13 protein-coding genes are annotated in these 11,882 nt (G+C 41.4%); 1 reads left to right on the forward strand and 12 read right to left on the reverse strand.

The window, feature by feature from the left end; genetic code table 11:
- Positions 1-13: 13 nt before the first annotated feature.
- The 9 genes from AC58DT_RS09810 to AC58DT_RS09850 form a co-directional block, all read right to left on the reverse strand.
- Positions 14-1,402 carry an NAD(P)(+) transhydrogenase (Re/Si-specific) subunit beta gene (locus AC58DT_RS09810; protein WP_497216670.1) on the reverse strand — a complete coding sequence of 463 codons (1,389 nt, stop codon included), beginning with the start codon at positions 1,400-1,402 and terminating at the stop codon, positions 14-16.
- A 131-nt stretch (positions 1,403-1,533) separates the two neighbouring features.
- Positions 1,534-1,830, reverse strand: coding sequence for an NAD(P) transhydrogenase subunit alpha part 2 (locus AC58DT_RS09815; RefSeq protein WP_497216671.1), 297 nt, complete (start codon positions 1,828-1,830; stop codon positions 1,534-1,536).
- Between the two features lie 3 nt (positions 1,831-1,833).
- A complete protein-coding gene (locus tag AC58DT_RS09820; protein WP_497216672.1) occupies positions 1,834-2,967 on the reverse strand; it encodes an NAD(P) transhydrogenase subunit alpha in 1,134 nt (377 codons plus the stop codon).
- Positions 2,968-2,998: 31 nt separating this feature from the next.
- Complete coding sequence (locus tag AC58DT_RS09825; protein WP_497216673.1) at positions 2,999-3,379, reverse strand: hypothetical protein; 381 nt, start codon at positions 3,377-3,379, stop codon at positions 2,999-3,001.
- 25 nt (positions 3,380-3,404) lie between these two features.
- A complete protein-coding gene (locus AC58DT_RS09830; protein WP_062622593.1) occupies positions 3,405-3,821 on the reverse strand; it encodes a GreA/GreB family elongation factor in 417 nt (138 codons plus the stop codon).
- Positions 3,822-3,911: 90 nt separating this feature from the next.
- Positions 3,912-5,207, reverse strand: coding sequence for a Glu/Leu/Phe/Val family dehydrogenase (locus AC58DT_RS09835; RefSeq protein ID WP_062622594.1), 1,296 nt, complete (start codon positions 5,205-5,207; stop codon positions 3,912-3,914).
- 14 nt (positions 5,208-5,221) lie between these two features.
- On the reverse strand, positions 5,222-5,395 hold the full coding sequence (locus tag AC58DT_RS09840) for a hypothetical protein (protein ID WP_497216674.1): 174 nt from the start codon (positions 5,393-5,395) through the stop codon (positions 5,222-5,224).
- Positions 5,396-5,653: 258 nt separating this feature from the next.
- On the reverse strand, positions 5,654-6,967 hold the full coding sequence (locus AC58DT_RS09845) for a sigma-54-dependent transcriptional regulator (protein WP_497216675.1): 1,314 nt from the start codon (positions 6,965-6,967) through the stop codon (positions 5,654-5,656).
- Positions 6,968-6,973: 6 nt separating this feature from the next.
- Entirely contained in the window at positions 6,974-8,062 is a 1,089-nt protein-coding gene (locus tag AC58DT_RS09850) for a sensor histidine kinase (RefSeq protein ID WP_497216676.1), read from the reverse strand.
- Positions 8,063-8,223: 161 nt separating this feature from the next.
- Here AC58DT_RS09850 and AC58DT_RS09855 point away from each other — a divergent pair, with 161 nt between their 5' ends.
- Positions 8,224-9,675: an exonuclease domain-containing protein gene (locus AC58DT_RS09855; protein WP_497216677.1), complete on the forward strand. Its 1,452-nt coding sequence runs from the start codon at positions 8,224-8,226 to the stop codon at positions 9,673-9,675.
- Here AC58DT_RS09855 and AC58DT_RS09860 read toward each other — a convergent pair.
- The 3 genes from AC58DT_RS09860 to AC58DT_RS09870 all read right to left on the reverse strand — a co-directional run bounded on the left by AC58DT_RS09860 (position 9,661) and on the right by AC58DT_RS09870 (position 11,752).
- Positions 9,661-10,314, reverse strand: coding sequence for an HAD family hydrolase (locus AC58DT_RS09860; protein ID WP_497216678.1), 654 nt, complete (start codon positions 10,312-10,314; stop codon positions 9,661-9,663). The genes AC58DT_RS09855 and AC58DT_RS09860 overlap by 15 nt on opposite strands.
- A 66-nt stretch (positions 10,315-10,380) precedes the next feature.
- Positions 10,381-11,448, reverse strand: coding sequence for an NADH:flavin oxidoreductase/NADH oxidase (locus AC58DT_RS09865; RefSeq protein ID WP_497216679.1), 1,068 nt, complete (start codon positions 11,446-11,448; stop codon positions 10,381-10,383).
- A 25-nt stretch (positions 11,449-11,473) separates the two neighbouring features.
- Positions 11,474-11,752: a hypothetical protein gene (locus AC58DT_RS09870; RefSeq protein WP_497216680.1), complete on the reverse strand. Its 279-nt coding sequence runs from the start codon at positions 11,750-11,752 to the stop codon at positions 11,474-11,476.
- Between the last annotated feature and the right edge of the window lie 130 nt (positions 11,753-11,882).

Raw genomic sequence — 11,882 nt, forward strand, 5'->3', positions numbered from 1 at the left:
TACTAACTATAGCTTAAATCAGTTTTAATTGATTCACGATCTCCTGCAAAGACGACTTCGCATCGCCAAAAAGAATACTGCAATTATCCAGTCCGAAAAGGTCGTTTTGAACGCCTGCATAGCCTTTGCCCATACTTCGTTTCATTACTATAACCTGCTTGCTTTCGTACACACGAATGATGGGCATCCCATAAACGGGGCTGTCGGGGTTGTTTTCGGCTGCTGGGTTTACTACATCGTTGGCACCAATTACCAAAACAGCATCGTACTGTTCCATGTTTTCATTGCCTTCATCCATTTCCTTTAGATGGGAATATTCCACATTGGCCTCTGCAAGCAGCACGTTCATATGTCCTGGCATACGGCCAGCGACGGGATGGATTATGTAATCTACCCCCACGTGACGCTTTTCTAATAATTGTTGCAATTGACCACAAATATGTTGCGCTTGTGCAACCGCAAGTCCGTAACCGGGAACGATGGCTACTTTCTGCGCAAACGAAAGCGATAAGGCCGTTTCAGAAATGCTTATTTCCTTAATCTCCTGCTCTGCTTCCACAGCTCCGGTTTTGCTCTTTTTGAAGGTACCGGCAAGCACTTTCATCAAAGAACGGTTCATCGCCTTACACATTAAAAGCGTAAGTAGAATTCCCGCGGCACCCACAAAAATACCGCCCGCAATCATTGCCTTGTTGCCGTAAACAAAACCTGCAAAAGCTGTTGCGATACCCGTGATACTATTTAAAAGTGAAATTACCACAGGCATATCGGCACCCCCAATTGGAAGAACGAAGAGCACGCCATAAACCATGGCTATGGCTGCCAGTACATACATAAAAGCGGTAAACCCGATAGGAATGATTCCGAAAAAATAGAGCACAGGCAACAATACCATCAAACCCAAAAGTATCCTTGCGGAAAGGATCACGGTTTTGCTGCGTCTGTCTTTTACTTTTCCGGCCAATTTTCGCTCTGCTATAATACTTCCCGTTAAGGCTACTGCCCCCGTTATCAAACCGGCTATAAGTAGGATTTTATTGCCAAGAATGGTAGTGAAGGGATCCATTTGGTTGGCCTCTACCAAGCCAAGAAGCATAGCACAGCCGCCACCCGTGGCATTGAATAACGAGACCAGTTGGGGCATGCCAGTCATTTCAACCTTGTCTGAGAGCCTTTTGCCGATAACCGTTCCTACGGCGATTGCCAAGAGCATAATTATTAAATTGGTATATGGAACGGTTGCCGTTACCGCAGCGATAAAAGTGAGAACAACGGCCAGGACCATGCCCAAGGCGGCTATTAAATTTCCCGTTTTCGCATTTTTTGGGGAGCTCATAAATTTCAAACCTCCCAGAAAGGACAGGGTGGCAATTAAATAACCTACTTCTATGATTGCGTACATGGTTTAATTATGAAATTTTGTTTTTAATGGAAAATAGAACGACTTTAAAAAAAGACCAAAACATAAGCGATTTTTTAAATTGAGGTTGCTTATGTTTTGTGTCTTTCAGTATTGAGTCAATAATTGAGGAATTATTTTTTAGGACTAAACATTTTCAACATACGTCCGGTTACGAAAAATCCGCCAGAAATGTTAAGGGTGCCGAGAAAAACCGCGATTCCCCCCAAAGTGAGGTTGAGGTAATCGTCCGCCGGCACCCGTAGCATCACGATGATGGCTCCTGCCAAAATAACCCCACTAATGGCATTGGCGCCGCTCATTAGAGGCGTATGCAAAATAGCGGGCACATTGGCGATTACTTCTATGCCGATAAAGACACAAAAAATGACAAAATAAATTTCCTGGATGTGTTGATTTATGAAATCCATAATTTATGCTGGTTGTAGTTGTTTGGTGAAATGTGGGTGCGTCCATTGGCCTTCCTTCATAATTTGGGAAGCGGTGAGCAATGGATCATCTGGTTGGTCTTCTGCCTTTTGTTTGTACTTTATAAATGAGAAATAGTTATTGGAAAGCAATTTTGAAGCAGCCGCGGGTATTTCTGCGGAAAGGCTTGAGTGACCCAGAATAGTAACTTCGTTGTGATTGATAATTTCCTTGTTTTTTGAAAGCTCGCAGTTTCCGCCCTGTTCTGCCGCCAGGTCAATGATCACGCTGCCGGGCTGCATTGCTTCCACAGATCGTGTTTCAATGAGCAAGGGTGCTTTTCTCCCCGGAATATTGGCAGTACTGATTACGATATTTGCCGTTAGAATGTGATTGTGTATCAATTCTTTCTGCTTTTTTTGATATTCCTCACTTTGCTCTACCGCATACCCTCCTGCATTTGCAGACTCGGTATAGCCTTCTACTTCAATAAAGGTGGCACCAAGGCTGCGGACTTCCTCTCCGGCAGATTTGCGCACGTCAAAGGCCTCAACAACTGCACCTAATCGACGGGCCGTTGCAATGGCTTGCAGTCCTGCAACGCCTGCACCGAGCACTAAAATCTTGACCGGGGTAAGTGTTCCCGCGGCGGTTGTAAACATTGGGAAAACCCCATTATACACTTCCGCTGCTTTTATCACCGCCCTGTATCCCGCAAGGGAGGCCATGGACGAAAGCACATCCATAGACTGCGCAAGAGTAGTTCTTGGAAGCAAATCCAAACTGTAAACCGTGGCTGAATTTTTTTGATAAATAGCGAGTTTGGAATCATGAAAGAGGGGGTTGAAAATACCAATGAAGCAACAACCCCCCTTCATTTCCACTTCGCTAAAAGTATGGTTTATGGATACGATGGTATCCGAATTTTTAAAAATTGACTCGCGAGATTGACTGATAGCTCCCGCCTGTACATATTCAGCATCGTCAATTTGTAGCGAACTGCCCAGCCCCGGCTCAAAAAGGATATTGAGCTTCAACTCCCCGGTAAGTCTTTTTACTTCCTTGGGCAACAAACAAACCCGCGGATCGTTTGGGGTTTTTAGGATTCCTATAGTATTGGGCTGCAGCTGTTCGCTCATAAGTTCTTATTGAAATTTTTATTTTTCCTTTTTATTTGCTTAGCATACCGAAGTATTCTTCCTTTACTTCCCGGTAACTTTTTAAATGGGCCAAATATGTTTTTCTAAACTTTTCATGCTCGCTTACATAAAACATGTCGCAATCCACATCTTCGCATTCCGCGGCCTTTGGCAAGCCCTCTTTGTATTTTAGGAAAGCGTCAATGGTAGCTACGTTTTTCTCTTTTTCACGAGCCAGTTTTTCTATTACGTTCTTGGATTCAAACACCTTTAAAAGTTCCGAATTCCCAAGGTTCAACAGGTTGACAATCTCCTTTTCGATATAGTTGAGATGTTCTATCCAGTTGTCCAACTCTATGGAATTATTCTTAAATGCTATTGCTTCGGGGGAATCGTGATCGTAAATCTGCATGACTTATATAAATATTTTTAAATTTCTATGAAAGAACGTCTATATCGATGGGTCTTTCAGCCTGCTTAACACTTGTAATTTTTAGTTCTTTGGTACCATTTGGAAAATTCCAAATAACGGAATCGCCCTCGGCATAACCCATTACGGCTGAACCCATTGGGGCCAAAATAGAAATCTTGTTCGCCGCGATATTTCGTTCGGTGGGGATGACCAATTGAAATTCGGTTTGCCAGGTTCCTGATTCAACTGTAACAACACTGTTAAAGCGAATTACATCTGCAGGCATTTCTTCGTGGTCGTAAATAATGGCACTTGTAAGCTCCCCGCTTAATTTTTTAAGGGAAACCTTGGTGTTTTCATCTTTATAATAACCTGTAACGTTGAGTAGGCGTTTTAAAAAAACATACTCTTTTTTTTCTAATATCAAATTTCCATATTTCATGGTTTCTATTTCTGTATTATTAAAGATGGAACATCATTGTCATTTAAGACAATTGAGGAGCGATGTTCCATCTTTATGGATTCAAATTAATTATGGGAAAATCCCTCTAAGCACATAGGCTTTTTCAATTCTTTCGATAGCGATTGCAAAAGCTGCGGTACGCATATCGATTTCTTTCTCTTCGGAATAGGCCGAAACTTTCTTAAAGGTTGACCGAAGTTTTTTCTCCAGTTTTTCCAAAATCTCGTCCATCTGCCAAAGCTCTCCGTTACGGTTTTGAAGCCATTCAAAATAACTTCCTATTACGCCACCGGAGTTGCACATAATATCTGGAATGATGGTGATGCCACGCTCCAACAATATTTTTTCGCCTTCCACATCTGTCGGGCCATTGGCGCCTTCAGCAATCAAAGTAGCTTTTATGGAATGTGCGTTTTCTTTGGTAATCTGGTTGCCCAAAGCTGCTGGAATACAGATGTCGCAATCCAAGCCGAAAAATTCCTTGCCGTCCAAGGCGTCTGCTTCTGGGAAACCTACGATGCTGCCGTTATTGGCTTTTCCATAATTGAAAAGATCCTCAACTGTAATCCCTTCTTTGTTTTGAAGGCTTCCGTAGGCGTCCTGGACACCTACCATTTTTGCACCTTCTTTTTCCAAGAAATGTGAAGCCCAATAGCCTACGTTTCCAAAACCTTGAACGATAAAGGTTTTACCTTTTAGACTCTCATTGTTCTTTTCTGCCCAAAATTTAATGGTCAAAAATACACCGTAACCAGTGGCACGATCACGGCCTTCCAAACCACCACTGCCAACAGGTTTTCCTGTAACTACGTGTTGGTTTTTGGAACGTTCACTAGTGCTTTTGGTACTCATATAGGTGTCTGCAATCCACGCCATGGTCTGGTCGTTGGTATTTACGTCTGGCGCAGGAATATCGTGCTCCGGGCCAATATTCTCGCCCAGCGCATAGGTGAATCTTCGCGTAATGCGCTCCAATTCTCCTTTTGAATATTTTGAAGGGTCGATCTGGATTCCTCCTTTTGCGCCTCCGTAAGGTAATCCTGCCAAAGATGTTTTCCAGGTCATCCACATGGCCAAGGCACGTGCGGCGTCAATATCAACCGTTGGGTGGTAACGAAGGCCTCCTTTGTATGGGCCAAGTGCGTTGTTATGCTGCACACGGTAGCCAGTGAATATCTCCACATTACCATTGTCCATACGAACCGGGAAGTGAATGATGATTTCAGTGTTTGTGATGCTAAGAATTTTGCGAACGTTTGGGTTCAGATCAATTTTGTCTGCAGCGCTGTTGAATTGCTCCAACACGTTGTCCAACATTCCTCTTTTTACAGGTTGCGGTTTTTCCAAGGTTTGTGTATTTGTCATTTTAATAATTGTTTTTAAATAGTTGCCATTTCTGGCTCTCTTTGGGTTATTTTCAGTAAAGGCTCGGGAGCACGGTGTTGCAGTTCGTCAAACTCACTACAGGAAAACACCGCTGAATGATTGTGCGTTAGCACGCAATAAGCTGCGTGCGCACATTCAAGGCAAAGGTTTGTAGGGTTATTAGTCATAATCATTAATTGTTTGACATTCCTATTGGCAAGGTGTGTGCCATTGGCACAAAAAATATTCAATAAAAACGCTAAATTACTGTATTACAAATAGTTATAATGATTTATAACTAATTTTTTTCTGTGAAGTGAGTGGGGCATATTTTCCGCGGTGGGGAAAAATTACCCAATGAAGATGAAGTGGGAAGTTGGAAGTGGAAAGTATGAGGTAATTAGTGAGAGTGCTTAAACTAAGTAACGCTTTCGCTCAATGACCAATTACTTAATTTTCCCACGAAGTGTTTTACGGTCAATGTTGAGAATCTCCGCAGCTTTGGTTTGGTTGTTGTCAGTTGCGGCAAGTACTTTTTGAATGTATTTCTTCTCCATTTCCTTTAAAGAAAGCAGACTGTCCTCAGGAAAATCAATTTTATATTTTAAAGTTTCGGGCAAATCTTTTATACCTATGGTACGGTCGCACATAATCACGGCACGTTGAATTACGTTCTCCAGTTCACGAATGTTGCCCGGCCAATCATAACGTTGCAAAAGCTCTTGAGCCTCTGGATCAATGGTAATGTAGCGATCTTTATATTCATTGCCGTATTTGAAGAGAAACTTGTCTGCTAGTAATGGAATATCCTCTTTCCGTTCCCGAAGAGGCGGCACGTTGATTTCTACAACCGTTAAACGATAAAAAAGGTCTTCACGAAAGGTTTCCTTCGCAATCATTTCCTTTAGATTGCTATTGGTGGCGGCAATGACGCGTACGTCAATTTTTTCAGTTTTTCGATCGCCAACTTTCATTACTTCTTTTTCTTGAAGGACTCGTAAAAGTCTGGATTGAACAGCCAAAGAAGCGTTTCCTATTTCATCCAAAAAAATAGTTCCGCCATCTGCAGCTTGGAAAAAACCTTCGCGATTGTCATTGGCTCCTGTAAAAGCACCTTTTACATAACCAAAAAGTTCCGATTCCAAAAGATTCTCAGGAATTCCGCCACAGTTTACCGCAATAAACGGTGCGCGCGAAAACTTGCCGTTGTAGTGAATGGATCGTGCCACCAGCTCTTTTCCCGTTCCACTTTCACCACTTATAAAAATGGTGGCTTTGTTGTCCTTTACACGTTCTATTATTTGCGTTACGTTTTTAATGGCTTCACTCTCGCCAATTATTTCATTATATTTTTTTGTTGCAGTAATTTCGGTTACGTTTTTCCGCTTCGTTTTGGTAGAAAGGGATTTTAAAACACCTTGTTTCAATTCTTCCTTCGTAAATGGTTTTACCAAATAATCTACCGCGCCCGATTTTATTGCGGAAAGCGCATCCTGAACCGAAGGATAGCCTGTAACCACCAGTTTTGGCATATTTGGGTAATGTTCCGAAGCAAACTGAATAAGTTGAAAACCGTCCACTTCGGGCATTTTTAGATCTGTAATCAGTAAATCTATTTCGGTATCGCGCAAAATGGCAACGGCCTCTTTTACAGAAACTGCTTTATAAGTGTGATAATTGAGCGAATGGAGATGCCGCTGGAGGAGTTCCAAAATGTTGATGTCGTCATCTACTATCAGTATGTTTTCCTTTTGTAGCATCGGGGTTTATTGTTTTGGAAATGTAATAATAAAAATGGCACCCGTGGGAATATTGTGTTGATAATCTATAGTTCCACGATGGCTGCGAATAATTCCGTGCACTACGCTAAGCCCTAAACCGGAGCCGTCGCCCACGGTTTTTGTTGTGAAAAAAGGCTGGAATATTTTCTGCACGTTTTCGGGAGAAATGCCTGGGCCCTCGTCTGAAATTTTAAGCGTGATTTTCTTTTTTGTTTCTTCCAAAGAAATAGTAATCAAACCATTTTTGGGTGAAAAATAGATTGCGTTCAGCACTAAATTGAAGATAACCTGGGTCAACTGAATGGTGTCGGCTTTCATTAAAACTTCACCTTTTGGAAGATTCACTTTATATTTTACTTCGTTCTTCTTAAATGTGGGGTCTAGCAAATTCATCGCTTCGTTAATTACAGGAACGATGTCTGTCTGTCCTAAATTTTGCGGCATCTCGCAGGCGAAGAACATTAATTTTTTTACCACTTCGCGTGAAAAAATGGCACTGTTTATTATTTTATCTAGGTCTTGGCTGGTCTGTGTGGTTTTGGGTTCTTTACTTTTTAGCAACTCGGCGAAGCCCAAAATATTTGCAAGTGGGGTGTTGAGTTCGTGGGCAATTCCCGCGGTTATTTCGCCCAAAATACTCAAGCGGTCCGCGTGTTCCATTTTGCGTTTCATCACAGTTTCATTTTCACGGATGGCTACTCGTTCCAACAAATCGCCTACGTTAATTGCAACGTTTTTCAATAGTTTTTTCTCTTCCTTTAAAAAATCTTTTTTGGTGAATTTATCTGCGGGATAATGAATTTTTATAAAACCTTTTGGCTCATTGAAAATGGTGATATTACTTTCAATAAAAACACTTTTTTTGGGAAGTGCCGAAGAAATGAGATGGAAGGGTTCCGAGTTGATTTCAACTGTTGCGTGTTTGCCGAACTGCAATGATTTTCGCAAACTTAATGCGATTGAATATAGTGTTTTGTCAAGCTCTTTGTAATCATTGTTTACTATAATAGAAGAGACCTCATACAGGCAGGTAAGTTCTTTTATTCGTTCCTTAAGGTTTTTTTCAAGAGTCATATAAGGCTGTAAATATTTGTTCAAAGATATTGATAATGCGGAGATTTTCTGAGTTAATTGGTACGAATGGTTGGTTTCGTCATTGGATTATTTCCATTTAAGAGGAAATATTCCAATATTTCAAAATTCTTTCACTACATTTGTTTTCCCAGCAAAGAAAAATGCAATCACAACTTTTCGCAATTATAGACGTAGAGACCACTGGCGGTGGGATAGCAGGCAATCGTATTACCGAAATCTGCATTGCATTGATGAAAAATGGCGAAGTGGTAGATAAGTACACCACGCTCGTAAATCCGGAGCGGGAAATACCACACCACATTACTGCACTTACAGGCATTGACAATGAAATGGTTGCCGATGCGCCACGGTTTTTTGAAGTTGCCGAAAAAATTGAAGCGTTTACACAGGATGCTATTTTTGTAGCGCACAACGTTAGTTTTGACTACAATGTAATCCGCGGTGAATTTCGACTTTTGGGGCAGCATTACAACCGCAAGAAACTCTGTACCGTTCGGCTTTCGCGAAAGTTAATTCCCGGAATGCTTTCCTATAGCTTGGGAAGGCTTTGCAGCACGATAAATATTCCCCATTTCAATAGACACAGAGCAGAGGGCGATGTGGATGCCACTGTAATTCTTTTTCAGCGATTGCTTTCACTTGATGAAGATTTCAACACTATCAATTCCTTTTTGAATCCGCGTTCCAAACAGGCAACACTACCGCCACATATTCCCGCCGAACAGATAAACGAACTGCCCGAGGAGCCAGGTATTTATCTTTTCAAAAACCAAAAGCATCAAGTGGTGTATGCCGGAAAGGCGAAGAATATTAAAAAACGGGTGCTTTCGCACTTTTACGACAAAAAAACGAAGGAATACCAACTGGGGCAAGAAACGCATTTTATAGATTACGAACTTACGGGGAATGAGCTCGTGGCATTACTGGTAGAATCTGAACACATCAGAAAACACTATCCAAAATTTAACCGGGCACAGAAATGGCCCGCCACAACTTACCAAATAATAAGCTATGTAAACCAACGCGGCATTATCCAACTGGCTTTGGGAAAAACAAAAGCACTTACTGATTCCGTTAGCACTTTTTACAACCGAACCGAGGCCACGGAAAAACTGGAAGAGATCTGCGAAACTTTTAAATTGTGTCCACGTTTTTGTACGTTGCAAAGTACTTCCGAGAAATGCTCACACTACCGTATAAAAAACTGTGAAGGTATTTGTGAGGGTGATGAAAGCGTAACAGATTATAACCTAAAAGTACGCGCCGCCATTCAAAGTTTAAAGGAAAATAAACCCAGTTTTGCAATACAAGGCAAGGGAAGAACACAGGACGAAATTGCCTTTGCCTTGGTAGCAGACGGACAATACAAAGGCTTTGGTTTTTTTGACAGAAGTGAAGCCATTTGCAATATTGAAGATTATGAACCTTTTTTGAAATTGCAGCAGGCCAGTTATCACACCCACGCCATCATTCGCAGTCATCTTAAAAAGAATGGAGAACGGAATGTGGTCTATTTTGATCCCCTTCGCCTATCGGCACCTCCCCTTAGAAAAAAGAGAGGAATATTCAATTATAATTTATCTCAAAGTTAAATTTGAAAACACAATCTCCTCAAAACTTGTAATCACCCTATCCGCCCTACTGTAATCCTGATTGGCAGAATGGGGGCTTTTGAAGCCTACGCAATAAATATTCGCAGCTTTTGCTGCGGCAATTCCGTTAGTGGAATCTTCAATTACCATACAATGGTTTGGGTGTTCGCCAGCAAGTTCGGCGGCTTTTATAAAAATTTCGGGATGCGGTTTTGAGGCTTTCAAATCTGCGCCGCTAATTTTGGCCTTAAAATATTTGTCGAGATCAAATCGCTCAAAAATACGGTTGATGTTTGGCATGGATGCCGAAGAAGCCAAAACCAAGGTTAAACCATTTTCGTGATAATTTCTTATTAAATCGTGTACGCCGTCTAAAAGTGATAAATCTGAATCGTTTTCAAAAAGATATTTAAAGTGTTTTCTTTTTGTTGAAACTAGATGTTCTGGAGCATGTGACAGATCAAAATGCTGACACAGTGTTCTGCAAATAGGAAGGGTAGCCTGCCCCGTAAATGAATCATACAGTTCTTCGCCCACATCAATATTTACATCCTCAAACATTTTGAAGTACGCTTTTCGGTGCAAGGGTTCGGTGTCTACAATAACCCCGTCCATATCAAAAAGTACGGCTTTTAGCATTTTTCTATTTTTTTTTGCGAAGGTACTATAGATTGTTGGATTATTAGATTATTGAAAGGTTAGACATTAAATTTTGGCGCGTTCATATTGTAACGGCCATTCCAAATCCACATCTAATACTTTAGCGGCGTGAAGCGGAAAATACGGTTGGCGAAGACTTTCCCTGGCGTAAAGAATTAAATCTGCCTTTCCTTCCTTTAAGATTGCTTCGGATTGTTCGGCGGTTGTTATTTGCCCCACAGCACCAGTCAAAATATTTGCCTCTTTTTTAATCTGGGCAGCGAAGGGAACTTGATAGCTGGGTTCACTGGGAATGGTTGCTTTTGGCACATTTCCGCCCGAAGAAGTATCGATTAAATCAACACCCAGCTTTTTCAGTTCAATTGAAAGTTTTACGGAATCTTCAATAGCCCAGCCGCCATCGGTCCAATCTGTTGCTGAAATTCTGACAAATAAAGGTTTTTCCTCTGGCCATTCTTTTCGTACAACTTCGGTTACTTCCAGCAAAAGGCGAATACGGTTTTCAAAACTTCCGCCGTATGCGTCAGTGCGTTCATTGGCCAATGGCGAATAAAACTGATGAAAAAGATAACCGTGTGCGGCGTGGATTTCAACCACATCATAACCTGCTTTTTCTGCACGACTGGTTGCTTCGGCATAATCATTTTTCACTTTTTCAATTGCTTGTAAATCCATTGAAACCGGAGCAGGTTCGCCTTCCCGAAAGGGCAAAGCAGAAGATGAGACCGTCTGCCAACCATTTTTACCATCGGGCACAATTTTTCTCGCACCATCCTTCGGCAATTGGTAACTGGCTTTTCTGCCGGCATGCGCCAACTGTATTCCTATTAAAGCATTTTGGGAATGTACGAAATCGGTTATCTGTTTCAACTTTTCAATGTGGTCGTCTTTCCAAAGTCCCATATCGCCATGGGTAATTCTTCCCTCTGGTGAAACGGCAGTTGCTTCCTGAATTATCAATGCCGAACCGCCAACGGCGCGACTTCCCAAATGAACAAGGTGAAAATCGTTCGCAAAGCCGTCGATGCTACTGTACATGCACATGGGCGAAACGACAATTCGGTTTTTAAAGGTTTTGGATTTTATTTTTAAGGGGGAAAAAAGTAGGCTCATTTAGTTGTTGGTTATCAGTTGTCGGTTATAAAAATTTTAAAAATCCGTAAGGCTTTCGTTTTTTTAAGTAATTAATTTCACTTTCGTGGTGATAGGCTTCCCGTTCGAAGGAAATATTACGGTATGCTTTGTAACGATTTTTATATTGAATTAATCGTATCAAAAACTCAAAGCCGTACCACAAATAGAAAAAAAGAATCAGCAATTCTGCCTGTTGGTGCAAGTGGATTTTTTCGTGGTTCAAAAAAACGGCATCCTCTTTTAAGGTATGGTGTTTTAAAACCACAAAAGGCCAAAGGGTCATTCCGTTGTAATTTTTACGGAGAAGTTTTGGACGGACGATTAGGATCACATTGTTTCAGGTTTCTAGTTTCAGGTTTCAGGTTATAAAAATTAAATATTACCGTTGGGTTAATTTCCATTTACCCTTCGCT

This window comes from Aequorivita sp. CRS11 (assembly GCF_059693805.1).

Bases quoted from the DNA above. Each gene is read 5' to 3' on its own strand.
- AC58DT_RS09810 (WP_497216670.1), bottom strand. From the start codon at position 1,402: ATGTACGCAATCATAGAAGTAGGTTATTTAATTGCCACCCTGTCCTTT.
- AC58DT_RS09815 (WP_497216671.1), bottom strand. From the start codon at position 1,830: ATGGATTTCATAAATCAACACATCCAGGAAATTTATTTTGTCATTTTT.
- AC58DT_RS09820 (WP_497216672.1), bottom strand. From the start codon at position 2,967: ATGAGCGAACAGCTGCAGCCCAATACTATAGGAATCCTAAAAACCCCA.
- AC58DT_RS09825 (WP_497216673.1), bottom strand. From the start codon at position 3,379: ATGCAGATTTACGATCACGATTCCCCCGAAGCAATAGCATTTAAGAAT.
- AC58DT_RS09830 (WP_062622593.1), bottom strand. From the start codon at position 3,821: ATGAAATATGGAAATTTGATATTAGAAAAAAAAGAGTATGTTTTTTTA.
- AC58DT_RS09835 (WP_062622594.1), bottom strand. From the start codon at position 5,207: ATGACAAATACACAAACCTTGGAAAAACCGCAACCTGTAAAAAGAGGA.
- AC58DT_RS09840 (WP_497216674.1), bottom strand. From the start codon at position 5,395: ATGACTAATAACCCTACAAACCTTTGCCTTGAATGTGCGCACGCAGCT.
- AC58DT_RS09845 (WP_497216675.1), bottom strand. From the start codon at position 6,967: ATGCTACAAAAGGAAAACATACTGATAGTAGATGACGACATCAACATT.
- AC58DT_RS09850 (WP_497216676.1), bottom strand. From the start codon at position 8,062: ATGACTCTTGAAAAAAACCTTAAGGAACGAATAAAAGAACTTACCTGC.
- AC58DT_RS09855 (WP_497216677.1), top strand. From the start codon at position 8,224: ATGCAATCACAACTTTTCGCAATTATAGACGTAGAGACCACTGGCGGT.
- AC58DT_RS09860 (WP_497216678.1), bottom strand. From the start codon at position 10,314: ATGCTAAAAGCCGTACTTTTTGATATGGACGGGGTTATTGTAGACACC.
- AC58DT_RS09865 (WP_497216679.1), bottom strand. From the start codon at position 11,448: ATGAGCCTACTTTTTTCCCCCTTAAAAATAAAATCCAAAACCTTTAAA.
- AC58DT_RS09870 (WP_497216680.1), bottom strand. From the start codon at position 11,752: ATGACCCTTTGGCCTTTTGTGGTTTTAAAACACCATACCTTAAAAGAG.